The organism is Methylotuvimicrobium alcaliphilum 20Z, from assembly GCF_000968535.2.
In the GTDB taxonomy this organism is placed as follows: domain Bacteria; phylum Pseudomonadota; class Gammaproteobacteria; order Methylococcales; family Methylomonadaceae; genus Methylotuvimicrobium; species Methylotuvimicrobium alcaliphilum.
Map to the genome: position 1 here is coordinate 411,195 of NC_016112.1, position 24,797 is coordinate 435,991.

Below are 24,797 nucleotides of genomic sequence, written 5' to 3' on the forward strand. Positions count from 1 at the left end.
CCGACTGTGTCCGTTAACGCCCGATCGCGTAATAAGCCAAACCGCTTTGTTTGACAAAAGCGGGTTCGAACATATTACGGCCATCGAAAATAACTTTGTCGCGCAAGATTTGACTCAAATGATCGAAATCCGGACTACGGAATTGTTTCCATTCGGTTACAATCGCTAACGCATCGGCATCTTCCAGCGCTTCGTTTTGGTCTTCGGTATAAACCAAGCCTTTTTTATTGCCGTAAATACGCTTAGCTTCTTCCAGCGCTTCAGGGTCGTAAGCTCGAACGGTGGCGCCGGCATCGATCAAAGCTTCCAACAACACTCGGCTAGGCGCTTCGCGCATGTCGTCGGTATTGGGTTTGAACGACAAACCCCATATAGCGAAAACCTTACCTTTCAGGTTGCCGTCGTAATAATGCTGGATTTTTTCGAATAGACGTTTTTTCTGTCGGTCGTTGACATTCTCGACGGCATTTAATAACTCGGCTTGATATCCGACTTGCTTTGCGGTCCGTTCCAATGCTTTGACGTCCTTAGGAAAGCATGAGCCTCCGTAGCCGCAGCCCGGGTAGATAAAGCTGTAACCGATGCGACTGTCCGAACCGATGCCTTGTCGGACATGTTCGATATCGGCGCCTAATTTTTCGGCTAAGTTAGCCAGCTCGTTCATGAAGCTGATTTTGGTCGCCAGCATTGCGTTTGCGGCATATTTAGTCAATTCGGCAGACCGAATATCCATCGTGATAACCCGTTCGCGGCTGCGGTTGAACGGAGCGTAGAGTGCTTTGAGTAATTCGGCGGTTCTTGGGTTGTCGGTTCCGACAACGATACGGTCCGGCTTCATGAAATCGTCGAGCGCGGCGCCTTCCTTCAAAAATTCGGGATTCGACACGACGTCGAATTCCAAGTCATTCTTGCCTCGTTCTTGAAGTACTTGGTTCATGGCTACTTTGACTTTATCGGCAGTGCCGACCGGTACCGTGGATTTATCGATTACGACTCGATAACCTTCCATGTGTTGGGCAATGCTTTTAGCGACCGCAAGAACATATTGCAAATCGGCTGAACCGTCTTCGTCAGGCGGCGTTCCGACCGCGATGAATTGAAATAAACCATGACCGACCGCTTCTTTGACATCGGCGGTAAACCGCAAACGACCGGCTTCCTGATTTTCTTTAACCATGGCTTCCAGCCCAGGCTCATAGATCGGGATGATGCCTTGCTTGAGTTTTTCGATCTTGGTTTCATCGATATCCATGCAGATCACATCGTTGCCCACTTCCGCCAAGCAAGTTCCCGTCACCAGGCCGACATAACCGCTTCCAAATACAGTGATTTTCATAATCTTTGAGTTACCCTTACAATATAAATAAAGAATATTCGAGATTCTAGCGAATGAGCCTCAACACTAACGCGCGATAGCCTATCATGATTGCCAACTTTTTCGAATCAGTTACAATCGCCTCATGAAAAAACAACTACCGCAAATCGAAAAGCTACTTTCGGGATTTTCCGCCGAAGATGCCGTACAAATTGAGAAGGCTTTGGCTCTTGTCGATGAGGCCGATAGCAATCCGCTTAATATTAGACCAAAAGGGATTGCGGTCGCGATGATTTTGGGTAGTGTTTATAGCGATTTGGCCAGCATATTGGCTGCGTTATTAAGCGATTCGCGATTAGCCGGTCGTTTAGCCGCAGCCGAAATTAAGCAACAATTCGGCGAAACGGTTGCGGGTTTAGTCAAGGATGTCAATTGGCTCAATAATTTGCGCGTCTATAGTCCGGAGTTGACACACGAGCCCAATCAAAATGAAACGCTCAGACGAATGCTATTGGCGATGACGCACGATGTGCGCTCGGTGCTGATCAAGCTAGCCTATCGTATTGAGCGTCTGCGGGGAATATCGGCGGAAGAACCGGGTGTTCGGCGGTTTATCGCGCAAGAGACCCTGGATGTCTATGCGCCGTTGGCGAACAGGCTCGGGGTGAGTCAATTCAAATGGGAGCTTGAGGATCTAGCGTTTCGCTATCTCGAGCCGGATAATTATAAGCGCATTGCCGAATCGCTTGCCGATAAGCGCATTCATCGCGAAGATTGTATTCAAACATTTATAGAAGACCTCCGTCGAATTCTTAAGGAAGAAGGTATTACGGCAAAGGTTTATGGAAGGCCCAAGCATATTTACAGCATTTGGAACAAAATGCGCCGCAAGCAGTTAGCTATCGACGATCTTTACGATTTACTTGCAGTGCGCGTGATCGTCGATAGCTTGACGGCTTGTTATAGCGTATTGGGTTTGGCGCATAGTTATTGGAAATACATTCCTAAAGAATTCGACGATTATATTGCCAACCCGAAGGAAAACGGTTATCAATCCTTGCATACCGTGATCGTCGACCACAAAGGCAATCGTATCGAAATTCAGATTCGCACTCGTTCGATGCATGAATTTGCCGAATTAGGGGTTGCCGCGCATTGGCGTTACAAGGAAGGCAGTAAGCACAATGCCGCGACCGAAAAGAATATCGCTTCGTTGCGCCAATTGCTGGAATATAAGGATAGCGGCGACAATTTGGTCGAAAATTTTCGAACCGAACTTTTTTCGGATCGGGTCTTTGTGTTGACGCCGGCCGGAAAATTGATCGATCTGATCAAGGGTTCGACGCCTCTCGATTTTGCTTACACGATACATACCGAAATTGGGCACGGTTGTCGCGGGGCGAAAGTCAACGGACGTATCAAGCCCTTAACATATAAGCTTAGGTCGGGCGATCAGGTTGAGATCATCACGGTTAAAAACGGCGAGCCGAATCATAACTGGCTCGACCCGAACTTGGGTTATTTAAAAACGCCGCGGGCGGTCGGGAAGGTCAGAAGTTGGTTTAGACAACAGCAGCAAGCCGAAAATGTTGTTTTCGGCAAACAAATTCTGGATAAAGAAAGTAAACGATTAGGATTGAAGTCGATTGAGATGGGTGAATTGCTCAGCCATTTCAAATTTAACGACGCCGAGCTTTTTTATGAAGCAATAGGTCGTGGCGATATTACTAATCGGCAGTTGGTTGCCGCGCTGAAAATCCCCGAATTTGCCGAGCCCGCCTATCCTTCCGCCAGAGGGAGCGAGAGCAAAACGGCGGCAAAATCGGTCATCACCGTTGCCGGTATCGATAATGTGGTAACCAGTTTGGCGCAATGTTGTTGTCCGGTCAAAGGCGACGATATCATCGGTTTCATTTCGCATAAGCGAGGCATCACAATCCATCGGCGCGACTGCGAAAATATTTTGACGCTCAGTCCCGAACAGCAGCCGCAATTGATCGATGCGGAATGGAGTTCGGAGCAGCCATCTCGCCATAATGTGCCGATTATTATCCATGCTTTCAATGCGCAAAACCTGCTCAGCGACGTGACTCGTATCATGATGTATGCTAAGGCGCATATTATCGATGCCTCGTTAAAAACCCATCCGGATTTATCGGCGATACTGACGATGACGATCAATATCGAAAGCACCGCCCAGTTGAGTTCGGTGCTCGGCAGAATCAGCCAATTACCGAATATATTGGAAGTTAAGCGTAAAACTTAGGGTTTCGGAAAAGCTCATAACTCCAGTAAGTTATACTCATCGCAGATCAAAATTCGGCGCCAGGGTGCCCGTCAAAGGACGCCGTGAATACGTCCATGTAGGCTCTATGCCAGCTCCATGCTGGCAAAGCCTTTGTCGAGCACCCCGGTGCCTCCTTAGTCACCTGCCGAATTTTGAAGTACGAAAGGTATATTTATCGCGAAATCCTTAATTTAAATCACAAACACATCGGCATGACCCAAAACAAACAAAAATATTTGGTATTAATCGACGGCTCGTCTTTTTTATTTCGCGCCTACCATGCGGTACCGCCATTGACGAGCCCGGATGGCTCGCCGACCAATGCGATTTACGGGGTGGCCAATATGCTGCGTAAATTGATGGCCGACCATCCGACCGATTATATCGGCGTTATTTTCGATGCGCCTGGAAAGACCTTTAGACATGATCTATACGATCAATACAAGGCGCATCGACCGCCGATGCCGGACGATTTGCGTGTACAGATCGAGCCCTTGCACCGCTTGATTCGCGCGATGGGCCTGCCCTTGATCATGCAGCCCGATGTCGAGGCGGACGATGTCATCGGCGCATTTGCAAAGCAAGCCGAGCGAGACGGATTTCAGGTCGTCATTTCAACCGGCGACAAGGATATGGCGCAATTGGTTACCGAGCATATCACGCTCGAAAACACGATGTCCGGAAGCCGTACCGACCGCCAAGGCGTGATCGAAAAGTTCGGCGTGACGCCTGAACAAATCATCGACTATTTGGCCTTGATGGGCGACACGGTCGACAATATTCCCGGCGTGCCCAAGGTAGGGCCGAAAACGGCGGCTAAATGGCTAAACGAATATCAAACGCTGGAAAGATTGATCGAATGCGCCGATCAAATCAAGGGTAAGGTCGGCGAAAATCTACGCAACGCGCTCGATCAACTGCCGTTGTCGAAGCAATTGACCACGATTGATTGCGATGTTCCGTTGCCATGCTCGGCGGAGGAATTAAAAATGAATCCGGTCGATCAAAGCGAACTCAAGTCGATGCTTGTCGAATTGGGTTTTACGTCTTGGTTGAAAATACTGGAGCAGTCCGCCGGTGTCGGCTCCGGCCGGGACGCTAAAGCTGTCGAAAGTCCGCAAGCGATTGATGCGCGCTATGAAACGATCTTGACCGAACACGATTTTGAACGTTGGCTCGAGCGGCTCGACAAGGCCGATCTGTTTGCGTTCGATACCGAAACGACCAGTCTTGATTACTGCCGCGCCGAAGTCGTCGGGATATCGTTTGCGGTCGAAGCCGGGCATGCCGCTTATTTGCCGGTCGCGCACGATTATTCGGATGCACCGGAGCAATTGGATCGATCCGCCGTATTGGAAAAAATGCGGCCGCTGCTGGAAAATCCGAATAAAGCCAAACTGGGACAGAATCTTAAATACGACGCCAACGTGCTGGCCAATCACGGTATAGAACTGCGAGGTATTGCTCACGATACCATGCTCGAATCCTATGTGTTGAACAGTAACGCGACTAAGCACAACATGGATGATTTGGCGAAGACGTATCTTAACTATACGACGATACATTACGAAGATGTTGCGGGGAAGGGCGCGAAACAGATTCCGTTTCAGGAAGTCGCTATCGAACAGGCGACGCCTTATGCCGCCGAAGATGCCGACATCACCTTGCGTTTACATGAAGTTCTGAGTAAAAAACTCGACCAAAATCCGTCGTTGGTGCAATTGTATCGAGAAATCGAAATTCCTCTGGTCGAAGTGTTGTCGCGTATCGAAAGGAACGGGGTGCTGCTCGATACCGAAATGCTGGCGCGGCAGAGCCAGGAGTTGGCCGCCCAGATTGCCTCGATCGAGCAGCATGCGCACGACCTGGCCGGGCAGGCATTCAATTTGGGTTCGCCGAAGCAAATTCAAAGCATTATTTACGATAAGCTGAATTTGCCGGTACTGAAAAAAACCCCGACCGGGCAGCCGTCGACCGACGAATCGGTGCTGCAGGAATTGGCCGCCGATTATCCGTTGCCCCGTTTGATTCTCGAGCATCGCACGACCAGCAAGCTGAAATCGACTTATACCGATAAATTGCCGCAACAGGTCAATCCGAAAACCGGGCGTGTGCATACCTCCTATCATCAGGCGGTCGCGGCGACCGGCCGTTTGTCTTCGTCCGATCCCAATCTACAGAATATTCCGATTCGCAGTCCCGAAGGCAGAAGGATTCGGCAGGCTTTCATCGCGCCGCCGGGCTATGTACTGGTCGCGGCCGATTATTCACAAATCGAGTTGCGCATCATGGCGCATTTGTCCGGCGATGCCGGTCTTTTGGCAGCTTTCAAACAAGGGCAGGATATTCATAGCGCGACCGCGGCCGAGGTCTTCGGGGTCGAGCCTGAGCAAGTTACCGCCGATTTACGGCGTTCGGCCAAGGCGATCAATTTTGGCTTGATTTACGGCATGTCGTCGTTCGGCTTGGCGCAGCAATTAGGCTTGACCAGAGGGCAGGCGCAATCTTATATCGACATGTATTTCGCGCGGTATCCCGGTGTCAAAGCATTTATGGATAACATCCGAGAGTTGGCGAAAAACCAGGGGTATGTCGAAACTTTATTCGGCCGTAGGCTTTATTTGCCGGAAATCAATTCGCGCAACCCCGCGCGCCGTCAATACGCCGAACGAACCGCAATCAATGCGCCGATGCAAGGCACCGCCGCCGATATCATAAAGCGCGCGATGATCGCTTGCGATCGTTGGCTTCAAACAGATTCGCCCGATGCCCGAATGATCATGCAGGTGCATGACGAATTAGTTTTTGAAATCGCCGAATCGGCCGTGTCTAATTGTATCGAAAGATTGAGAGATTTGATGAGTTCTGCGGCAACGCTCGATGTGCCGTTGATCGTCGATATCGGTACCGGTTTGAATTGGGATGAGGCGCATTAGTCTTTTTTAGGCGCATTACCTTTTTTATAAGGATTGAACTTTTCCAATATTATTAAATCGTAATGTTATACGTCAGTTATGACGTTGGATCAGTCCATTCCCCTCCCCCTCTTTAATGGACTGATTCTTTTCCTCAAGCCCCATTGAATGCATTCTTATCTTTGGGGCTCTCTTTCCGATAGCGTTTCTCTGCTATGCTTATTGTAACGATACCCTTTATCAGTCAAATTTCGGCGTTCTTTTAAGGAAGTAACTGAACCTGCTACAAAGCGGATAGTTATACCTTTCGCACTTGAAATTTCGGCATTGCCTAAGGAGGCGCCAGGGTGTGCGGCAAAGGCTTTGCCGGCATGGAGCTGGCATAGAGCCTACAGGGATGTATTCACGGCGTCCTTTGACGGACACCCCGGCGCCGAATTTTGATCTGCGATGGGTATATAGGAAGTTATTTGTCACGAAATCCTAAGTTCTGCCCCATATATAGCAAGCTTTTCGGTATTTCGTGTCCTTGTGACAAGACTTCGGTAGTCTATGCCGGAATGACACGGCCTTAAAAAGTTGTGTTGATACTCACATCATGACATTTATCTAAAGAGAGCATTTCCAATGGTTGCGGCTGTCGACAACAAGTTATTCATGTTTGTGGAGAGTATGCCGGCTTTTCCGAAAAGCGTGCAAAGTATTTTAAAGTTAGCCGATGACAATCAATCTTCCGCCAAGGATTTTGTACAAATTATCGAATGCGATCCGGTGATGACGGTCAAGATTTTGAAAGTTGTTAATTCTCCTTATTACGGTTTGCCTCAAAAAATTAGTTCAATAACGCGCGCTGTCGTCCATCTTGGAATCAATACGGTCAAGAATATGGCGTTGGGCATTGCGGCAATCGGTGTTCTTAAGCCCGATAAAAAAGCGGGCTTAAATGCCAATGGTTTTTTAATGCACTCTTTGACTACCGCATTGATCACAAAATTACTCGCCGAGCGACAAGGTTTATCGCCAAATAAATGCAGCGATTATTTCGTTACCGGTTTATTGCATGACTTTGGAAAGTTGGTTTTTGCGCAGTGTTTGCCCGAATCCTTTAGTAATGCGTTGATGGAAAGCCGTAAGCGGAGTGTTTCTTTACATTTGATGGAGCGGGAGTATTTAGGTATCGATCACGCTCGTTTGGGTAAGCTACTAATTGATAAGTGGTGCTTTTCTGAAGGCATCGGTGCTGCGATCGAGCATCATCACGATGAGGACGGCTCCGACGTCTTGCGCGATAGTGTTGCTGTAGCTAATCAAATCAGTAAAATCTTGCGTTTTGGTGACGGCGGTAATCCGGTAATCGATAAGTATTCGGAAGCGCAGTTCTCGTTGTTCGGTTTGTCTTCGGAGGAACTGATCGTTTCGTTAGGTGATTTGAGCACGATTAGAACAGAGGCTTTAATGATGATTAGTTGCAAGTGATCGCTCAATTGTAATTTAGGTTCGGGAGTGTACATAATTTTTGCATTACGCTCTGTATGGCAGCGTGTATATCCATCGTAGATCAAACCCTAAGGAACGAGCATGAAATAACTTAGACAACTGTTGGAAGGGGGGGGCGGTGGCTCGATTGACAGGTGTCGGCGGCAGGGATAGCCGCCGTCAAGCCTACACGGACGTATTCACGGCGTCCTGTCAAAGCGAGTCACCGAACCTCCGCAAAGCCTACTACTTGTAGAAGTTATTTTGTGCATATTCCTAAGCACTCCCGACATTTGAAGTGCGAAACATATATTTTCAACGCTGAATCGAGGGATTGCATGCAATTGAAATTCAGAGGCGTTCGTGGCTCCATTCCGACACCGGGGCCTAATACTGTCAAATATGGCGGGAATACTACTTGCATAGAAATTCGTACCGATAGCGGGGAGTTAATAATTCTCGATGCGGGTACCGGTATTTATTCGTTATCGCAACAATTGGATAAGGGCAAGCCGGTCGATGCGCATATTTTCATTACCCATACGCACTGGGATCATATTCAAGGTCTGCCTTTTTTTACGCCGGCGTTTATGCGGGGCAATCAGATTACGATATACGGCGGGTTGGATCCAGTCACTCAACAAAGTATACAAAGGGCGCTGGCTGTTCAATTGCAATACAGTTTTTTTCCGATTCGGGAGGCCGAGTTAAAAGCTACTGTTCGTTATGTGACTTTGACACCAGGTAAAAGCGTTATGGTGGGCGATGCTCGAATTACACCGTTATTGTTGAATCATCCTGTCCTAAATTTCGGGTATCGCATAGAGTGCGACGACCGGTCTGTTTTTTTTACCGGGGATTACGAGCCGTTATTTAATATTTACCGGCCCGAAGATCAGGAATACGAGCCTTTTCAATCCATGGTCGATGAAAGATTCGTCGAAGTGTGCGCCTTTCTACATGGTGTCGATGCATTGATTGTCGATGCGTCCTATACCGAGGAAGAGTATGTGTTTAAAAGGGGGTGGGGGCATGGAACCTATCAATCAGGGCTAAACTTGGCGGTCCGTTCCGATGCTAAACGCTTGTTTTTTACCCATCACGAACCCAATCGCACCGATATGGATTTGGATAACATCTATCGTCAATTGCTCGAACAGTACCAAAATTTAGATATAGAGTTAAATATGGCGCGCGAAGGTATTGAATATAATATCTAAAGGCGATGTCGTCCGGATTTTAGGATTGGGTTAGAAATATACCCATCATCGTAGATCATAATTTGGCACCGGGGACCTGTCAAAGGACGCCGTTTACCCAGCACCTAAATCCAGCACCTAAATTCCATAGGTCTTTGGCAATGATTCAAAATCATGGCTTATTTAGGTGCTGGATGAATTATCCAAGACAATTAACCATGGCCAATGGACTATGGAATTTAGGTGCTGGGTAAACCCATTCATGGGGGCTTAATGGCAGCTTTCCCTGCTGCCGACTCCTCGCTAGCCACACCCCATGCCTTCATAAAGTTAGCCATTTTTTGACTATAAAGGGAGTATATGTTGAAAAAGCGTAAGGAGCATCGAAATTATTTCGAGATTATGATGACGATTCAAAGTTCAGCCATTGGTCGAGTAATTGATGGATTTCGTCGACGCCTTGTCTCTTTAATGCCGAAAATAATTGAACCGTGACTGGAACTTGAGCTCCGGAAATTTCTTTTTGCACGGCTAGTAAGGTGTTTTTTGCCGCGCCGAATTTCAATTTATCGGCTTTAGTTAGCAAAATATGTAAAGGCAACCGGGTTTGTTTGCACCAGTCCACCATTTGTCGATCGAATTCGGTCAGTGGATGGCGAATATCCATCACCAACACAATGCCACATAACGTTTTACGATTATTTAGATAGGTTTCGATCATGCGGTGCCATTGTTTTTTGATTTCCAAGGGAACTTTGGCATAGCCATAGCCCGGTAAATCGACAAAGCGCGTGGTTTCCGTTATCGAGAAAAAATTCAATAATTGCGTTCTTCCAGGGGTTTTACTGATACGCGCCAACGATTTTTGACCGGTTAACGTATTGATTGCACTGGATTTACCCGCGTTGGAGCGGCCCGCAAATGCGACTTCGAGTCCTATATCCTCAGGGGCGTCTTTAACATGAGGGGCGCTGTTTATGAATTTTGCTTGATGATACACTGGATTCATCGTTATCTCGCTTAGCTAGAGTATTTAGAGTAAAATTTCCGGATAGACCCGATAGGCGTGTGCCGTTTGAGGGGCTTCCGTGCTGGACTTTTGGGTTCGCAAATCGGCGCGGTTCATTGAAAAACCGTTAGGAACGGCTTTTTTGATTTATACTTCGAGCGCACATGTTTTTGGCTTTTGTGACGAAGCTATTGTGCTTGGCAATAATGCTATTGGCTCTCTTTTTCGATCCTTAATTAGCTATGAATTTGAATGATAGACAATTGAGGTGGTGAGTCTTTTGCAAGCGTCCCGGTGCCGAATTTTGATTTAACCATGGGTATAACTGTTTTTTTGCAATGCCGCTATCGGACAAAAGAGCCGGCTAGATAATTAAAATGTAATCGCTAGAAGTATACTATTCCGGAAGGGGAATCTAATGAAAAATAAACTATTGGCACTTTCAATTGCTCTGTTGTTCATGAGTCAGCCGGTCATTCTACATGCAGAAGGCAATAGTAAGGCAGGAAAAGAAAAAGCGACCGCCTGCGCGGGGTGTCACGGCGAAAACGGCAATAGTGCAGTCACTAATTTTCCGAAGTTAGCTCAACAGCATGCCTCTTATCTGATCAAGACGCTTAATGCCTTTAAAAGCGGCGAGCGAAATAATCCGATGATGAGTCCGATCGCGATGGGCTTGAGCGATAAAGATATGGCTGATATTGCCGCCTATTATGCCGAGCAAAAGATTTCGACGAATAGTCTACCGGTCTTGCAAAAAGACGAAGATGATAGTGAGGATTCTGCAGATGCCAGTGAAGACATCAAAGAGCTATTGGCCTTAGGCAGCGATCTTTACCGGAATGGGGTGTTGGCGAGTGAAGTGTCTGCTTGCATCGCTTGTCATGGCCCGTTTGGCGAAGGGAACAGGCCGGCGGCATTTCCTGCGCTTAAGTCGCAGCATGCCGATTATTTGATCAAGACGCTCATGGATTTCAAAAGCGGCGAGCGGAGTAATAACTCCGAAAATATGATGCATATGATTGCCAAAAAAATGACTGAACGCGAAATCAAAGCGGTTTCTTATCATATTTCGGTCATGAAGTAAGCAATGCGCGATTGCTTTTATAAAGCGACTTATACTCATCGTAGATGAAATTCAGCTTCGGGGTGCTCGTCAAAGGACGCCGTAAACCAGCCCCCCAAGGCCTCCTCCGGCACTGCCGAAATTTGAAGTGCGAAAGGTGACCGCTATTGTAATCCTCCGATTAAGAGCATTTCTCACGATCCGTGTGCTTGTTTAACGACCGAACCAGCTACAAAACTCATAGCTCCAGGAAGTTATTTTTCACGAAATCCTTAGCGGATCGGTAAAATCAAATTTCCCGCTATGTCATTTTTGCCCGGCTTTAATATTTTATATACCCGTCGTAGATCAAAATTCGGCGCCTGGGTGTCCGCAAAGGACGTCGTAAATACGTCCATGTAGGCAAAGCCTTTATGAGCGCCATGGATGGCGTGAATGTCGATTTTGCAGGAGCGAAAATCGACCGGACACCCAGGCGCCTCCTCAGGCGCTGCCGGAATTTGAAGTGCGAAAGGTATATTTGTCTTTATTGGCGTCAATATGTTTTTATCGAGCCTGTATTTTTAAGGAGAACTTGAATCATGTTAAATAATAAAATTGTTGCTAGTGCTTTTTTTGTGTTATTTGGTTTAGCCGGCCTGGTAAATGCAAAATCTCCGGGTTACGAAGTCTTGTCTACGCCGCAACCGACTCAAAACCCCGATAAGGTCGAAGTGATCGAGTTCTTTTGGTACGGCTGCCCGCATTGCTATCATTTGGAACCCGATTTGAACAAATGGCTAAAAACTAAGCCCGATAATGTTGATTTTATCCGGCAGCCGGCTATCTTTAATAGCTTATGGGAAAAGCATGCCAAGGCGTATTTCACCGCAGAAGCGCTAGGTGTCGTCGATAAGGTGCATGCCGATTTCTTCGATGCGATTCAGAACAAAAAACAAAAATTGGAAAGCGAGGATCAGCTGCTTAAGTTCTTTAGCGAACATGGCGTTAGTGAGGTCGATTTCCGCAATGCCTATAACTCTTTTCCTGTCGATTACAAAGTGCGCCAAGCTAAAACCATGGCGGCTCGTTATGGTGTCAATGGCGTTCCCGCTCTGATTATTAACGGTAAGTACCGTACAAGCGGGTCGCTGGCCAAGACTCAGCAAAACATGATTGAAGTCATGAATCGTCTAATAGAAAAGGAAAGTTCTAGTCAATAATATTAACCGCCCGATGGCTCCGGGTTGAATCAGAGGTTTGCTCTATGGCTGCTTGGTCTAGGAAAGATTTTGATAGCGAATGGAAAGGTAAGTATTTCAAGTTGCTTGAAGAGCAGGAAACTGCCGACAAGCAAACGCAAGAAAACGAAGTACTGTTATGTAAAACAATAACCCGCCTGACTCTAGCGGCGAAAGGGTTGAATCATCAACTCGACCCTTTTTTGATGCGGATTCATAAAACGGTTAAATCCGGGTTGAAGAGTGCGCAATTAAAAATAGAACTCGAAGGCTTGACCAAGTTTTCATTCAATATTGATGATTCCGGGATAAGCGCTTTTGATGCCGCGCTTTTGTTTGATTATTTGCTCAAATTGTATTCCGATGACAAGACCGTCAAGCTTTTAAAGGTATTGCAGCAAAAATTCGAAAGCGGTGAATTTAAAACCAACGATGAGTTGTTTTTGGCCTTGGTTAATGCAACTGAGCCTCAATCTATAGCGTCTTCCTTCGCTCCATCGGGTCACGCCGATAAAATCAAAACCGAGATTCTCAGTCAGCAGCTTCTATTATTGTTAGAGGATATTGAAATTCCATTCGAGTTCGAGGAATCGACCGAGCGGTTAAAAGCGCGACTGCAAAATCAATCTTCGGCTTCTTCGTTCAAGCAATTATTAAACGATTATGTTTCTCTGTTAGTTAAAATTAAAAATCATATTCAATCCGAACAAAAAGATATTAAGGATTTTTTGTCCGAGTTAACCGAGCAATTAACCGAGTTAGGCTTGCAAGCGATCGGTGCGAATGACGCGAATCGACAATCTCAGATCAACCGTAACGAACTCGATCGCTTTGTTTCGACGCAAATGCAGGAATTACAAGACAGCTCTGCTAAAGCAACCACATTGGAACCGCTTAAGCAGTTGATCGGTACCCGTATTGCTCTAATCAATAAGGAGATTTTGCACCATCGGGAAAATGAGGAAAGAGCAAGGCAAAAAACCGAGCGACAGCTGAATGAATTGACCGATAAAATTAAACGCATGGAAAGCGAATCGAGCGATCTGAAATTAAAATTATCGATAGCCCTTGATAGGGCATTACGCGACCCTTTGACAGGGCTCGGTAATCGGATGGCTTACGATAATCGTCTCGAGCTCGAAATAACTCGTTGGAATAGGCATAAAAGCCCATTGACGCTGATCATCTGGGATATCGATCATTTTAAAAATATTAACGATACATTGGGCCATAAAGCCGGCGACAAAACGTTGAAAATCATTGCTAAATTATTGAGTGAAAATTGCCGACACTTGGATTTTTTGTCGCGCTTCGGGGGGGAGGAGTTTACAATGTTGCTTCCTGAAACCGATCAGGAGTCGGCATTGACGCTGGCCAATAAGTTACGAAAAATTATCGAAAAAACACGTTTCAACTCAGGTAGCGGGTTTCTTACTATTACCTTGTCCTGCGGTATTAGTCAATTCCGAGAAGGCGACACGGCCGAATCGATTTTCGATCGGGCTGACAAGGCGCTTTATAAAGCCAAGCAAATGGGCAGAAATCGTTGCATGGCTGGATGAGTCTTGGGGCATAAGCGCGAATCGTAGAATGCGCTTCGTGCATCTTTTACTACCTTTATACTCATGCGGGGCGGGTTATTTAACCCATCCCCAACTTTCCGGTTTAGCCTAAGGATTTCGTGAAAAATAACTTCCTGGAGCTATGAGTTTTGTATCGGTTTCGGCAGGGCAAACGCATTAAAACACTATAGAAAATCAAATAGTTAAAATATTCCTTTTTTTCTTTGGTTAACTATAAGATTTAGTTTATTTGAAACCTAAATAAGACTATGTTGATTATTTTAATGCGGTTGCCCTGGCGGGTTCGGTAACTCGCTTGGCAGAGGCCCAGCACCTAAATTCCATAGGTCTTTGGCAATTATTCAAAATAATGGCTTATTTAGGTGCTGGGTGAATACGTCCGTGTAGGTCCCTCACCTAGCGTTAGATGAGGACCGAACGAACACCCCGGTGACTCTTTAGGCAATGCCGAAATTTCAAGTGCGAAAGTATAGAATTGCCGGAAGAAGTCGGTAGCGATTTGGCAGCGGGGTGCTTCGCTTAGCTTGATGCGCATGGATAGCAAACTCCGTCCCGCCGAACAATTCGGTCTGCAACAATATTTTTAAGTCATTTAATTATCGTATAGCCGTCAATTTATTTCGAGGTTGCTTGCCAATGTTCATCAATACTTTAGCGTTGATTGTCGCGCAAGGCAGCCTGATCGGGCTTGTCGAGCTGTGTATCGTAGCTGTTTGTCTCTATGCGGTATTGTATATTAGCGCGCCGTTTCCGGAGCGGGATGCGATGGAAACCGCGCTTTCGACAGACGGGCCTTACCAGTATTTATTGGCAGGGTGGTTAGGCGAATTTCAATTGTGGCGGATTTTTTGGCCTTTTTTTGTGGTCCTGAATGGCGCTTTATATGGTGCGGATTATTGGGTTTGGACCGGGGGTATCAGTGTCTCGAGTTGGTGGAATATTCATTTTATTCTGGCGGCGCCTGTGCTTTGGTGGGCTGTCGGGATATGGCGAAGTTCGCCAAAAAGCAGTTCCCGCTTGTGGATCGCAATGTCCAGATTAGCTGTATTCGGTGTTTTATCTGAATTCGTTATGAGACTCTATATCTATTTCAAATTGCCCAGACAGTTTTTCAATTGCGAAGAGTTGATGTTGGATTACTTTAGTTGTTTTTAGGCTGAATAATCGTGAAAAGATTATTTTTTGCGTTGTGGCCGGATGAGGCGGTCCGAAGGCAATGTACAGAGTTGGCGCATCGTTTGTTAAAGGCTGAAGATAGGTCAGTTAATCCGGGTAACCTTCATGTGACATTGGTATTTTTAGGGGCTGTTGGCGACGTGCTCGAGTCGGCGATGGTTCAGGCCGCCGGCGAAATGAAAAAGCTACAGCCGGTCGCGATCCATTTCGATGAGCTTAGTTTTTGGCGAAAACCGGGCATAATATGCTTAACCAGCAGTAATCCGGACGATAAGGCGATGATTTTGGCTGAGCATTTGTCAGCATTGGTTTCATCGTTCGGTCATTCGATTGATGAGCGATCGTATCGGCCTCATGTAACACTAATAAGAAAAGCCAAGCAATCGGTTCAAACGGAATTCGAACCGATTATTTGGCATTCCAATACTTTTTGTTTAGTCGAATCCTGTTCCGCGCCTGGGGGCGTTGATTATCGGGTTATTCGGCAGTGGCCGCTGCTGGGCTAATATACCCATCGTAGATCAAAATTCGGCACCGGGGTGTCCTCGGGCACTGCCGAAATTTGAAGTGCGAAAGGTATAAAGTATCGATGATTCGTTTCGCGGATTGATTTTGGTGCGGAGTTTTTTACTCCTCGGTAATCGTTTCTACGCGACTGGTAAATCGTCCATTGGCCAAACGAGTCAATACAACAGCGTCTTTTTCGATTTGCCGGGTCGAGCGAATTACTGCGCCGGTTTCCGTGTCGGTGACGAGTGCATAGCCTCGATTTAGCGTTGCCAAAGGACTGACCGCATGAAGCGTTTGGCCGGCTTGGTTGAGCCGCTGATGTAAGTGTTCGAATTTTCGTTGCCAGGCGTTATTGAGACGTTGCTGAAGATAATGTTGTTGTAGGGCAAGGCTGTTGATTATGTGCGCAGGCGATTGGTTATGTAGCTTTGCCGATTGAGTGTCTAGAGTCGAGCAACATTGCAGCAGTTTACGCCGAGTCGCACGGGTGAGTCTTAATTCCAGTTCGTCAAGGCGTTGGGCGTTAGCAGCTAGTTTTTGGCCGGGGTGTTGTTGTTTTAGCCGCTTATCGAGCCAGGCTAAAGTTTGTGCTTTTTGCGTAAGTTGTCTGCCGAGATGTTGCGAAAGTTTGGTTTCCAGCGCAATAAAACGACTTTGCCATTCTCGCTGATCGGGAACCGCATGCTCGGCGGCGGCGGAAGGTGTTGGGGCGCGAAGATCGGCAACAAAATCGGCGATCGTCACGTCAATCTCATGGCCGACGCCGGCGATAACCGGGATGGCGCTTGCCGCGATTGCGCGCGCGACGGTTTCTTCGTTGAAGGCTTGCAAGTCTTCCAGAGAGCCGCCGCCTCGGCCGAGGATCAATACGTCGCATTGGTCGAGTGTGTTGGCCAGATTCAATGCCCGGACAATATCGTGTTTGGCGTTATCTCCTTGCACCGAAACCGGGTACAAAACGACCGGAGTAGCCGGAAAACGCCGTTTTAGCACGGTCAGTATGTCTCTGATTGCGGCGCCGCTAGGAGAGGTGATGATGCCGATGCGATGAGGCAGTGCTGGTAGAGGTTTTTTGCGAGAGGCGTCGAAGAGTCCTTCCTTCGATAGTTGATGCTTAAGCGCTTCAAAGGCCATGCGCAGTGCGCCGTCTCCGGTTTCCTCAAGGTTTTCGACCACTAGCTGATAGTCGCCGCGAGGCTCGTATAAGGTGACTTGTGCGGTTGCAATCACTTGCAGTCCGTTCGCCGGCTTAAACTTGAGGCGGCGCAGTTGGGTCTTGAACATCGCGCAACGGATTTGCGCGGCATTATCTTTCAAGGAAAAATAAATGTGGCCGGAAGAGGGAGTGCTTAAATTAGAGATTTCCCCTTCTACTCGCACCGAGAAAAAATGCTCGTTAAGCACTCGTTTGCTTTCCCGGTTGAGTTGTGAAACCGTATAGAGTTTACTGTCGAGTGTTAAGGGCATGTTCGTTTAGGTTTTTTGTTTAAGTTCTCGTTCGATCTGCTGCATATAGCGTTGTATACAGGATTCGAAGGCGGATGATATCGAGGTGAGCCGGCAACCTATTTTCATGGTTTTATCCGGCTTGTTCGGGTTTAACGGTATGCGGTAGAGCACTATAAAATCGACCGTGTCTTCTCCTAGATCGGCCAAGGTCAATCGACAATTTTTAAAGGTTTGAGCGGGCGTTAATATTTGGTTAAGCGGTTCCGAATCGTTTAACAAGGAAAAGCCGGGGATGCTAATATCGTAGAGACGAAGTGGAATGACTTGGTCTGCAATGCTTAGTTTAAGATGGCTGGCTTTCGAAATCGGCGATTTAATGCGGTAAAATTGACGGCGTTGCAGCCACAGCATGCTTTCAGGTATCGGCATTGCAAACACGGTGTCGCCTTGATAGCGGGTTTTGACGATGTCTTTGCCCTCGAATTTTATTTTAATGCCCGACAATACGGTGCGGAAGACGGTACGCAACGTGTTCGGTAATTGTCTGTTTTGGTATTCCTTGGGGCTGAGATCGAACAGAAGACTATGTGTGTCCGTATCGATGGCTATCAATGTGGTGATGAACGATTCGTTATTGCCGATGTTTAGATTGATTAGGGCCTTCTCGTTAATCAGTAGTGCCAGATGATTGATGATCTGACGTTGGTTGCGTACGATGTGATCCGATTGCTTGTTCATAATGGGGTGTAAATAAGTTATAAATGTACAGCCTTTATGGCGAAGCATGGTTCTGCGCCGATGTGCTGTTTGAGTCGCTGCAAGCATCGAGAGCCTGAGATGGCGGTTTTTTGTCGGAGCAGAAACCCGTCAAAACATTCTGAGTATTAATGTAGTAGACTGAAAATTAATGTGCGGTCGGTCTATCAAACGAGTTGATATTGTAGAATATTTAATTAATAAGTCTATGAAGGATTGAAACGCGTGGCGTGGTTTTTGTTGTTATGTGCTGGTTTGGCGGAAATTTTTTTTGCATTGAGCTTAAAGTATAACCAAAGCTTTACTCGTCTTTGGCCAAGTTTAATGACAATCGTTTTTGGTGCAGCAAGTTTTTATTTGCTGATGCTGTCAATTAGAACGTTACCGCTGGGTACTGCATACGCGGTATGGACCGGTATAGGTGCGGTCGGGGTTGCCGTTATCGGTATCGTGCTTTTTAAGGAGTCCGCCGAAATTTTGCGTTTGTGTTCCATTGTTCTGGTCGTTGTCGGATTGGTGGGTCTGAAGTTAACACATATCGAATAATTACTTCCTTTTGATCGAAAAACCGTCGAAGAATAAAAGGTATGGGATGTGTCTATCGAGGATCCAGCCCCTAAATTATCGAAATTCGATCCAGCAACTAAAGCGTTTGGAATTTAGGGGCTGGATGAACTCATTCATGGGGGCTTGACGGCAGCTCGAACGCCAGGGATGGCGTGAATGCAGATTTTGCAGGAGCAAAAATCTGCAAACGCCAAGGATGGCGTGAATGCAGATTTTGCAGGAGCAAAAATCTGCCCTGCTGCCGACATCCTCGCTAGCCACACCCCATACCTTCATAAAGTTAGGAACGAGCATGAAATAACTTAGACAACTGTAGGAAGGGGGGGGCGATTGACAGGTGTCGGCGGCAGGGATAGCCGCCGTCAAGCCTACATGGACGTATTCACGGCGTTCTGTCAAGCGAGTCACCAAACCTCCGCAAAGCCTACTACTTGTAGAAGTTATTTTGTGCATATTCCTTAGCTATTTTTTGAGTATAAAGGGAGTAGTATGTTGCATTTGATTTTTCAGTCATCCGAAGTGGATGTCGTTTTGGAGCGTATTGAGGCCGGCGATGCGGTGGTTTTTATAGGCTCATCAATACTTCGTCTGATCAAGAGAGGGAGTATGACGAAGGTTTTAAAGCAATCGGCTAAGTCTTGTTATTTGTGTGCATTATCCGATGATTTGGCCTTATTCGGTATCGACCGAGGCGATTTGATTGACGGAGTCAGGGTTATCGAATATACCGAGTGGGTCGAATTAGCCGTTACGCATCAGCAGTCGTTGTCATGGTGCTGAATGCCGAAGGAGGATTTCCCGCCCTAACGGAGCAAGGGTTTTTGGTTGATATGAATGACTGGGACGAGGCTGTGGCGAGCAATCTTGCTAAGGCTAATTCGATTACATTAACCGATGCTCATTGGGAAATTATTTATTTTATTAGGGGCTATTATCTTCAGTTTAAACATTTGCCAAACGCCAGGGTTTTTACTAAGGCAGTAGCTAAGCATTTAGGTTCGGAAAAGGGCAATAGCCGTTATTTGCAACGATTGTTTCCGGATGGGCCGTTGAAGTTTGCGTGTAAACTGGCCGGGCTGCCCAAGCCTCCAACTTGTTTGTGATTGAGGCGCCCACAGGGATCAGCCTCGTTTGAAGCGGTGAATCAATCGACGGTCTTTTTTGTTCGGTTTGGAGGGTCTTTCGAAGTGTTCGGAATTGGCCTGTTCTTCGCGTTGACGAATAATTAATTGTTGCCGTTTTTCACGGCTTTCCGCGGTTTCTTCGTAAAGTAGCGCCGCTTCGGAAGCGGGACGGCGTTGGCTGTTTAGGCCGGTGACGGTAATGTCCCAGCTATATTGATCCTTATGGATGGAAAGCGTGGCGCCGATGGAAATTTCCTTGCCTGGTTTGGTTCTTTGATTATTCAAGTGAACCTTGCCTCCGGACACAGCCTCGGCGGCGAGCTTGCGCGTTTTGAAGAAGCGCGCAGCCCATAGCCATTTATCCAATCTTAACGATTCAACAGCGGGCATTTACTCGTCGGTTGCGTCGCTTTTTTGCCAAGCTTGATATCCGCCCTCTAGGCTGACGGCTTTGCTGTAGCCCATTTTATTGAGCACTTCGGTAGCCAGTGCAGAGCGCCCGCCGGTTTGGCAGTAAACTAAAATATCGGCATCTTGTTTATTTTCAAAATCCGGGTGGTTAGCAATTTTAAATTCTAAAACACCCCTCGAAATATTGATAGCCCCGGGCAAAGAGCCTGCAACAAACTCGCCGGGCGCTCGGACGTCGAGTACTAAATATTTGGATAAATCTGATTTTGCCGATGCAACATCCACTTCTTTGATGTTTTTCTTAGCGGCGGCAACAAGGTCCATTGCGGTCAGTGACATTGTAGTTCTCCGGTTTGTAATTCAAAGCTTACAATTTTAACAATAAATATCAGTCAGCGTTGTGATTTTTTATCGATTGTTAATATCTTTCTAATTCTAATACAGATTAGGATAACATTTACAGTTTGATTTATATTCCGGAGCATTATTTAGATGAATTTTGAGAAAGTCGTTTTCGGTTTTTTTATCGTATTGTCATTAACCTTGAATTTCGGGTTCTTTTTAGGAGAGATGGATAATCCCGAGCATCATAATGTTTTTGAGTTGTTTGCGATTATCGTCGTTAATTTTATTGCGACCGGCTTAAAGTTGGGCGATCGCTCGCAAATTGGCGCTGTGCTACTGGCGACTAGTCTGGTTGCCGACCTGCACTTGGTGGCGGCCGCCACATATTGGACCGTTGTCGTGCATGTGACTGAAACCGGATTGACGTCCGATGTAATGGTGAGCATTATTTCGCTGAGCGGCGGGGCTTTGCTGGCTAATTTTATATCCGTCATTATTTTGGTATCCGATACGCTGATGTCTCGGTTGTAATGAACGATTTAACAGAGGGGTAAGGCATGGCGGAAAGTATCGATTTAAGCCGAGTCAGTTTTATTGTCATGCGCGAAATGCGCAGGCCCGTGATGGCTTTAATTACGGTTTACGCAGTGTCAATTTTGGGAATGGTCTTTATTCCCGGTCATGAAGTCGACGGTAAGCCCCAATACTTAAGTGTATTTCACGCGTTTTATTTTATGACCTATACCGCGACGACGACCGGTTTTGGAGAAATTCCTTTTGAGTTTAACGATGCTCAAAGGCTTTGGGCGATGGCTTGTCTATATGTGAGCGTGATTACCTGGTTTTATGCGATAGGAAGTATCGTAAGACTTTTCCAGAACCCTTTCTTTGTGCGAGCGGTCGAGGAGCGAAAGTTTTCTCGGCAGGTGCTTAGAATTTCCGAGCCTTATTTTATTATCTGCGGTTTCGGCGACACCGGTAGCGTACTGGCTCGCGGTTTAAGCGATTATGGTGTGCCGGCAGTCTTCATCGATGGCGATGAGGATCGGATTAGGGCGTTGACGTTGAGGGATTACCGGGTGCCGATGCCGGGTTTATGCGCAGATGCAAGCGTACCTAAGCATCTACTTGAAGCAGGCATCAGAAGACGCAATTGCCAAGCGATTGTTGCAATAACCAATAACGAAGAGATTAATCTAAAAATTTCTGCATTGGCGCGTTTGTTGAATCCGAGTATCAGAATCATTACGTTGTCAAAGGTTGATGTTTTCGAAGAAACGCTCGCAAATTTGGGGGGAGAGGTTCATATCGTCGATCCGTTCAAAATGTTCGCGAAGGTGTTGGTGACAACGATGACGCATCCTAGCTTTTATCCGTTGAATAACTGGTTGGTTAGAGCGCCGCGGGTTCGCCTCAGTGATGCTATTAAGCCGCCGTTCGGAAAATGGATCGTTTGCGGTTACGGTCGGATGGGGCATGAAATCAATCATGCCTTGGTCAAGCAAGGCATGAAGACCGTGGTCATTGATCCGCATGACTGTAGCGAAGAAGAGGGGATCGATAGTTATATCGTAGGGCGGAGCACGGCTAAAACCTTGGCGCAGGCCGGAATAGAAAATGCCGTAGGGATTTTGGCGGGAACCGACGATGACGGGCATAATCTAGGAATATTGCTGAATGCGCGAAAACTGAATGGCAACTTGTTTACCTTGGTTCGGCAAAATCGCCATGAAAATCGAATTGCTTTCGAGGCGTCGCAAATCGATATGATTATGCAGCCGACGTTGGTAACTGCGCGGAGAGTTTTATTTTTGTTGGTCGCCCCGCTATTAAAGCCTTTTTTTCAGCATTTGTTGAAAGACGAGCCGGGTAGGAAAGAAGACATGGAGAAGGTGGTTCAGCAACTCGAGAAAAAAATCGGACGTAGGCAGCCTCATTTAATCACTGTGGATGTTGTGAAGGAGCGCTGTAGCGCTGTCACTGCATGCCTGGAGGAGGGGGAGCAGGTGCTGTTGGGAGATCTTTTAAAGCATCCCGATAATTTTAATCGAAAACTTGATTTGATTGCATTTGTCGTTAAGTCGGGAGAAGTGATAAGTGTGCTTCCCCCAGACGACTATCGGATTAAAATCGGCGATCAAATTTTGTTTTGCGGTACCGGGGCGTCGCGACGCTTGCTGAATGCAACGCTGAATAATGAATATAATTTATTCTATGTGCGCAACGGTGTGCATTTGCCTAAAGGTTATTTCATGCGTTGGTATGCTCAACGGCAGAACCGGCCGGTTGCATGAGTGGATAAGGTGAAAGGTGAAAGGTGAAAGATGAAAGGTGAAAGGTGAAAGGTGAAAGATGAAAGGTGAAAGGTGAAAGGTGAAAGATGAAAGGTGAAAGATGAAAGGTGAAAGATGAAAGGTGAAAGATGAAAGGTGAAAGATGAAAGGTGAAAGGTGAATGGTGAATGGTGAATGGTGAATGGTGAATGGTGAATGGTGAATGGTGAATGGTGAATGGTGAATGGTGAATGGTGAATGGTGAATGGTGAATGGTCGGATTATGGGAGGAGTTAGTGCTTGATTCGTGTTTCGGGCGTCCTTGCCCGGTTTTTTTCTGAAAAACCTAAGCTACTATGCGGTTTTTTTTAGGCCTCTGGGCAGGGAAAAGACGACTTTTTCTTCAATGCCTTTGTTTTCGGTAATCGATTGGCCGCCCCAGGTTTTCAATTGGTTGATAACTTCTTGTACCAGAACTTCCGGTGCCGATGCTCCTGCAGTAACACCTACGGCAGTGATGCCGTCGAACCACTCTCGGCTCATGTCGTTAGCAGTATCGATTAAATAAGCCGGTTTGCCCAGTTGTTCGGCGATTTCCCGTAAGCGATTAGAGTTGGAGCTATTGGGAGAACCGACCACGAGAATCAAGTCGGTTTTGTTGGCAAGATCATAAACGGCATCCTGCCGGTTTTGCGTGGCATAACAAATATCGTCTTTTTTCTGTTCCTGAATTGAGGAGAAACGTGCTCGGAGAGCGTCGACCATCACTTTGGTGTCGGTCATGGACAGCGTCGTTTGCGTTACGTAGGCCAGATTATTAGGATTATTGACCTTCAGTTTGGCGACATCTTCCGGTGTTTCGACCAGGTAAATGCCGCCGTTTTCGGTGCATTTTTCATATTGGCCCATCGTGCCTTCGACTTCCGGGTGCCCGGCGTGACCGATTAGTATGACCTCTCGATCTTGTTTGGCGTGCTTGGCAACCTGCAAATGAACTTTGGTGACTAGTGGGCAGGTTGCGTCGAAAACGGTTAAATTACGTTCCTCGGCTTCTTCTTGGACTCTTTTCGAAACGCCGTGTGCGCTGAAAATCAAATAAGAGCCGACAGGGACGTCGCTCAAGTCTTCGATGAAAATCGCGCCTTTATCTTTAAGGCCGTCGACGACGGTGCGGTTATGGACGACTTCATGGCGGACGTATATCGGGGCGCCGAAAGCTTCGAGAGCTTGATCGACGATTTCAATGGCTCTATCCACTCCGGCACAAAATCCACGGGGGTTGGCGAGTATTATTTGCATATCTTGACTAAAATAGTAGGTTAAGGTGAGGTTATTTTAACCCAGCTTTAACATTTGCCAATCATAAAATATTGAATAATGAATAAAAGCAAATAGTATGACGCTACATTGTCGCCTGAATCTTTTGAAAAGTTGCGTAAAAGCGGGCATGATTTTTTAACTTGTATAATTCAATAGATTAGGCAGTATGCGCTATATTTAGTAAGGGCTGTGTTAACTTAGTTCAGTCTCCGAGACGATAATTCCATCGCTATCGGCATATAAAAAATAATCTTTTCTAAATTGTACGCCCGCGAAAGTCACAATGCCATCCTGTTCTCCATGGCCTTTCGTCGTACTTTTAAGCGGATGCGGATGGAGCGCGCGAATCCCGATCGGAATCGTATCGATTGCGGCCGCATTGCGAATACAGCCATAGACCGCGATTCCTTGCCAGCCGTTATCGTAGGCCAATTGAGCAAGCTCCCGGTCGATCAGGGCGCAGCGGTGCGATCCTCCGCCGTCGACGACTAAGACGCGTCTCGAAACTTTGGTCGATAAGGTTGATTCGACTAATCCATTGTCTTCAAAGGCTTTAATCGTCGTAATTTGCCCGCAAAAAGCCGGTGTTGCTCCGAATATTCTGAAAATGGGGTCGGCGATTTGAAAGCCGTTAATTCCGGAGTATTTGTCACAGAGATCGGCAGTGGTAAACGTCATTGGCATTACCTTGATTAAGGCTGTTGAGGTCATATCATAACAGAATTGCGGTAAAAATAGTTTGGTATGGTTGCAGTCGATGAGTCGAATTGGTGCTTCATTGTGCCAAAGTGGTGCA

The 24,797-nt window shown here is 46.8% G+C and carries 23 protein-coding genes; 15 read left to right on the forward strand and 8 right to left on the reverse strand.

The window, feature by feature from the left end; genetic code table 11:
• Positions 1-13 precede the first annotated feature (13 nt).
• Complete coding sequence (locus MEALZ_RS01895; protein ID WP_014146893.1) at positions 14-1,336, reverse strand: UDP-glucose dehydrogenase family protein; 1,323 nt, start codon at positions 1,334-1,336, stop codon at positions 14-16.
• 124 nt (positions 1,337-1,460) lie between these two features.
• Between MEALZ_RS01895 and MEALZ_RS01900 the strand changes: the two genes are divergently transcribed.
• The 4 genes from MEALZ_RS01900 to MEALZ_RS01915 all read left to right on the forward strand — a co-directional run bounded on the left by MEALZ_RS01900 (position 1,461) and on the right by MEALZ_RS01915 (position 9,213).
• Positions 1,461-3,581, forward strand: coding sequence for a RelA/SpoT family protein (locus MEALZ_RS01900; RefSeq protein WP_014146894.1), 2,121 nt, complete (start codon positions 1,461-1,463; stop codon positions 3,579-3,581).
• A 233-nt stretch (positions 3,582-3,814) separates the two neighbouring features.
• Positions 3,815-6,538: a DNA polymerase I gene (gene polA / locus MEALZ_RS01905; protein ID WP_014146895.1), complete on the forward strand. Its 2,724-nt coding sequence runs from the start codon at positions 3,815-3,817 to the stop codon at positions 6,536-6,538.
• A gap of 606 nt (positions 6,539-7,144) precedes the next feature.
• Positions 7,145-7,993, forward strand: coding sequence for an HDOD domain-containing protein (locus MEALZ_RS01910; RefSeq protein WP_014146896.1), 849 nt, complete (start codon positions 7,145-7,147; stop codon positions 7,991-7,993).
• A 338-nt stretch (positions 7,994-8,331) separates the two neighbouring features.
• Complete coding sequence (locus tag MEALZ_RS01915) at positions 8,332-9,213, forward strand: MBL fold metallo-hydrolase (RefSeq protein ID WP_014146897.1); 882 nt, start codon at positions 8,332-8,334, stop codon at positions 9,211-9,213.
• Between the two features lie 379 nt (positions 9,214-9,592).
• Here MEALZ_RS01915 and yihA read toward each other — a convergent pair whose 3' ends face one another.
• A complete protein-coding gene (gene yihA / locus MEALZ_RS01920) occupies positions 9,593-10,201 on the reverse strand; it encodes a ribosome biogenesis GTP-binding protein YihA/YsxC (RefSeq protein WP_014146898.1) in 609 nt (202 codons plus the stop codon).
• 418 nt (positions 10,202-10,619) lie between these two features.
• On the opposite strand from yihA, the gene MEALZ_RS01925 reads away from it, so the two are divergent.
• The 5 genes from MEALZ_RS01925 (at position 10,620) to thpR (ending at position 15,752) form a co-directional block, all read left to right on the forward strand.
• The gene (locus tag MEALZ_RS01925; RefSeq protein WP_014146899.1) at positions 10,620-11,288 is read left to right on the forward strand and encodes a c-type cytochrome; all 669 of its coding nucleotides are present in this window, start codon (positions 10,620-10,622) and stop codon (positions 11,286-11,288) included.
• A gap of 560 nt (positions 11,289-11,848) precedes the next feature.
• The gene (locus MEALZ_RS01935) at positions 11,849-12,469 is read left to right on the forward strand and encodes a thiol:disulfide interchange protein DsbA/DsbL (RefSeq protein WP_014146900.1); all 621 of its coding nucleotides are present in this window, start codon (positions 11,849-11,851) and stop codon (positions 12,467-12,469) included.
• Positions 12,470-12,513: 44 nt separating this feature from the next.
• Positions 12,514-14,049, forward strand: coding sequence for a GGDEF domain-containing protein (locus tag MEALZ_RS01940; RefSeq protein WP_014146901.1), 1,536 nt, complete (start codon positions 12,514-12,516; stop codon positions 14,047-14,049).
• A gap of 657 nt (positions 14,050-14,706) precedes the next feature.
• The gene (locus tag MEALZ_RS01945; RefSeq protein WP_014146902.1) at positions 14,707-15,225 is read left to right on the forward strand and encodes a hypothetical protein; all 519 of its coding nucleotides are present in this window, start codon (positions 14,707-14,709) and stop codon (positions 15,223-15,225) included.
• An 11-nt stretch (positions 15,226-15,236) separates the two neighbouring features.
• The gene (gene thpR, locus MEALZ_RS01950) at positions 15,237-15,752 is read left to right on the forward strand and encodes an RNA 2',3'-cyclic phosphodiesterase (protein WP_014146903.1); all 516 of its coding nucleotides are present in this window, start codon (positions 15,237-15,239) and stop codon (positions 15,750-15,752) included.
• Positions 15,753-15,873: 121 nt separating this feature from the next.
• Here thpR and xseA read toward each other — a convergent pair whose 3' ends face one another.
• On the reverse strand, positions 15,874-17,223 hold the full coding sequence (gene xseA, locus MEALZ_RS01955; protein WP_014146904.1) for an exodeoxyribonuclease VII large subunit: 1,350 nt from the start codon (positions 17,221-17,223) through the stop codon (positions 15,874-15,876).
• 6 nt (positions 17,224-17,229) lie between these two features.
• On the reverse strand, positions 17,230-17,943 hold the full coding sequence (locus MEALZ_RS01960) for a flagellar brake protein (RefSeq protein WP_014146905.1): 714 nt from the start codon (positions 17,941-17,943) through the stop codon (positions 17,230-17,232).
• A gap of 243 nt (positions 17,944-18,186) precedes the next feature.
• Here MEALZ_RS01960 and MEALZ_RS01965 point away from each other — a divergent pair, with 243 nt between their 5' ends.
• From MEALZ_RS01965 to MEALZ_RS01975, 4 genes are all read left to right on the forward strand, one after another.
• Positions 18,187-18,507 carry a DMT family transporter gene (locus MEALZ_RS01965; RefSeq protein ID WP_014146906.1) on the forward strand — a complete coding sequence of 107 codons (321 nt, stop codon included), beginning with the start codon at positions 18,187-18,189 and terminating at the stop codon, positions 18,505-18,507.
• A 177-nt stretch (positions 18,508-18,684) separates the two neighbouring features.
• Positions 18,685-18,834, forward strand: coding sequence for a hypothetical protein (locus MEALZ_RS22945; protein ID WP_162836582.1), 150 nt, complete (start codon positions 18,685-18,687; stop codon positions 18,832-18,834).
• Between the two features lie 183 nt (positions 18,835-19,017).
• Positions 19,018-19,308 (forward strand): sulfurtransferase complex subunit TusB, encoded by a 291-nt coding sequence (tusB, locus tag MEALZ_RS01970; protein WP_014146907.1) that lies wholly within the window; start codon positions 19,018-19,020, stop codon positions 19,306-19,308.
• Entirely contained in the window at positions 19,299-19,631 is a 333-nt protein-coding gene (locus tag MEALZ_RS01975; RefSeq protein ID WP_014146908.1) for a TusE/DsrC/DsvC family sulfur relay protein, read from the forward strand. Before tusB ends, MEALZ_RS01975 begins: the two co-directional genes overlap by 10 nt.
• 18 nt (positions 19,632-19,649) lie before the next feature.
• On the opposite strand, the gene MEALZ_RS01980 is transcribed toward MEALZ_RS01975, so the two are convergent.
• On the reverse strand, positions 19,650-20,042 hold the full coding sequence (locus MEALZ_RS01980) for an RNA-binding S4 domain-containing protein (RefSeq protein WP_014146909.1): 393 nt from the start codon (positions 20,040-20,042) through the stop codon (positions 19,650-19,652).
• The gene (locus MEALZ_RS01985; RefSeq protein ID WP_014146910.1) at positions 20,043-20,402 is read right to left on the reverse strand and encodes a rhodanese-like domain-containing protein; all 360 of its coding nucleotides are present in this window, start codon (positions 20,400-20,402) and stop codon (positions 20,043-20,045) included.
• Positions 20,403-20,555: 153 nt separating this feature from the next.
• Between MEALZ_RS01985 and MEALZ_RS01990 the strand changes: the two genes are divergently transcribed.
• Positions 20,556-20,939, forward strand: coding sequence for a DUF6394 family protein (locus tag MEALZ_RS01990; protein ID WP_014146911.1), 384 nt, complete (start codon positions 20,556-20,558; stop codon positions 20,937-20,939).
• Between the two features lie 26 nt (positions 20,940-20,965).
• A complete protein-coding gene (locus MEALZ_RS01995) occupies positions 20,966-22,702 on the forward strand; it encodes a potassium channel family protein (protein ID WP_014146912.1) in 1,737 nt (578 codons plus the stop codon).
• A 333-nt stretch (positions 22,703-23,035) separates the two neighbouring features.
• Here the strand turns inward: MEALZ_RS01995 and ispH are convergent, their stop codons facing one another.
• Together ispH and rraA are read right to left on the reverse strand one after the other, a co-directional pair.
• Entirely contained in the window at positions 23,036-23,980 is a 945-nt protein-coding gene (ispH, locus tag MEALZ_RS02000; protein WP_014146913.1) for a 4-hydroxy-3-methylbut-2-enyl diphosphate reductase, read from the reverse strand.
• Between the two features lie 213 nt (positions 23,981-24,193).
• Entirely contained in the window at positions 24,194-24,679 is a 486-nt protein-coding gene (rraA, locus tag MEALZ_RS02005) for a ribonuclease E activity regulator RraA (RefSeq protein WP_014146914.1), read from the reverse strand.
• Positions 24,680-24,797 lie beyond the last annotated feature (118 nt).

What these genes read in the sequence shown, in the direction of transcription:
- MEALZ_RS01895 (WP_014146893.1), bottom strand. Translation starts at nt 1,336, where the DNA reads ATGAAAATCACTGTATTTGGAAGCGGTTATGTCGGCCTGGTGACGGGA.
- MEALZ_RS01900 (WP_014146894.1), top strand. Translation starts at nt 1,461, where the DNA reads ATGAAAAAACAACTACCGCAAATCGAAAAGCTACTTTCGGGATTTTCC.
- polA (WP_014146895.1), top strand. Translation starts at nt 3,815, where the DNA reads ATGACCCAAAACAAACAAAAATATTTGGTATTAATCGACGGCTCGTCT.
- MEALZ_RS01910 (WP_014146896.1), top strand. Translation starts at nt 7,145, where the DNA reads ATGGTTGCGGCTGTCGACAACAAGTTATTCATGTTTGTGGAGAGTATG.
- MEALZ_RS01915 (WP_014146897.1), top strand. Translation starts at nt 8,332, where the DNA reads ATGCAATTGAAATTCAGAGGCGTTCGTGGCTCCATTCCGACACCGGGG.
- yihA (WP_014146898.1), bottom strand. Translation starts at nt 10,201, where the DNA reads ATGAATCCAGTGTATCATCAAGCAAAATTCATAAACAGCGCCCCTCAT.
- MEALZ_RS01925 (WP_014146899.1), top strand. Translation starts at nt 10,620, where the DNA reads ATGAAAAATAAACTATTGGCACTTTCAATTGCTCTGTTGTTCATGAGT.
- MEALZ_RS01935 (WP_014146900.1), top strand. Translation starts at nt 11,849, where the DNA reads ATGTTAAATAATAAAATTGTTGCTAGTGCTTTTTTTGTGTTATTTGGT.
- MEALZ_RS01940 (WP_014146901.1), top strand. Translation starts at nt 12,514, where the DNA reads ATGGCTGCTTGGTCTAGGAAAGATTTTGATAGCGAATGGAAAGGTAAG.
- MEALZ_RS01945 (WP_014146902.1), top strand. Translation starts at nt 14,707, where the DNA reads ATGTTCATCAATACTTTAGCGTTGATTGTCGCGCAAGGCAGCCTGATC.
- xseA (WP_014146904.1), bottom strand. Translation starts at nt 17,223, where the DNA reads ATGCCCTTAACACTCGACAGTAAACTCTATACGGTTTCACAACTCAAC.
- MEALZ_RS01960 (WP_014146905.1), bottom strand. Translation starts at nt 17,943, where the DNA reads ATGAACAAGCAATCGGATCACATCGTACGCAACCAACGTCAGATCATC.
- MEALZ_RS22945 (WP_162836582.1), top strand. Translation starts at nt 18,685, where the DNA reads ATGCAGATTTTGCAGGAGCAAAAATCTGCAAACGCCAAGGATGGCGTG.
- tusB (WP_014146907.1), top strand. Translation starts at nt 19,018, where the DNA reads ATGTTGCATTTGATTTTTCAGTCATCCGAAGTGGATGTCGTTTTGGAG.
- MEALZ_RS01975 (WP_014146908.1), top strand. Translation starts at nt 19,299, where the DNA reads ATGGTGCTGAATGCCGAAGGAGGATTTCCCGCCCTAACGGAGCAAGGG.
- MEALZ_RS01980 (WP_014146909.1), bottom strand. Translation starts at nt 20,042, where the DNA reads ATGCCCGCTGTTGAATCGTTAAGATTGGATAAATGGCTATGGGCTGCG.
- MEALZ_RS01985 (WP_014146910.1), bottom strand. Translation starts at nt 20,402, where the DNA reads ATGTCACTGACCGCAATGGACCTTGTTGCCGCCGCTAAGAAAAACATC.
- MEALZ_RS01990 (WP_014146911.1), top strand. Translation starts at nt 20,556, where the DNA reads ATGAATTTTGAGAAAGTCGTTTTCGGTTTTTTTATCGTATTGTCATTA.
- MEALZ_RS01995 (WP_014146912.1), top strand. Translation starts at nt 20,966, where the DNA reads ATGGCGGAAAGTATCGATTTAAGCCGAGTCAGTTTTATTGTCATGCGC.
- ispH (WP_014146913.1), bottom strand. Translation starts at nt 23,980, where the DNA reads ATGCAAATAATACTCGCCAACCCCCGTGGATTTTGTGCCGGAGTGGAT.
- rraA (WP_014146914.1), bottom strand. Translation starts at nt 24,679, where the DNA reads ATGACGTTTACCACTGCCGATCTCTGTGACAAATACTCCGGAATTAAC.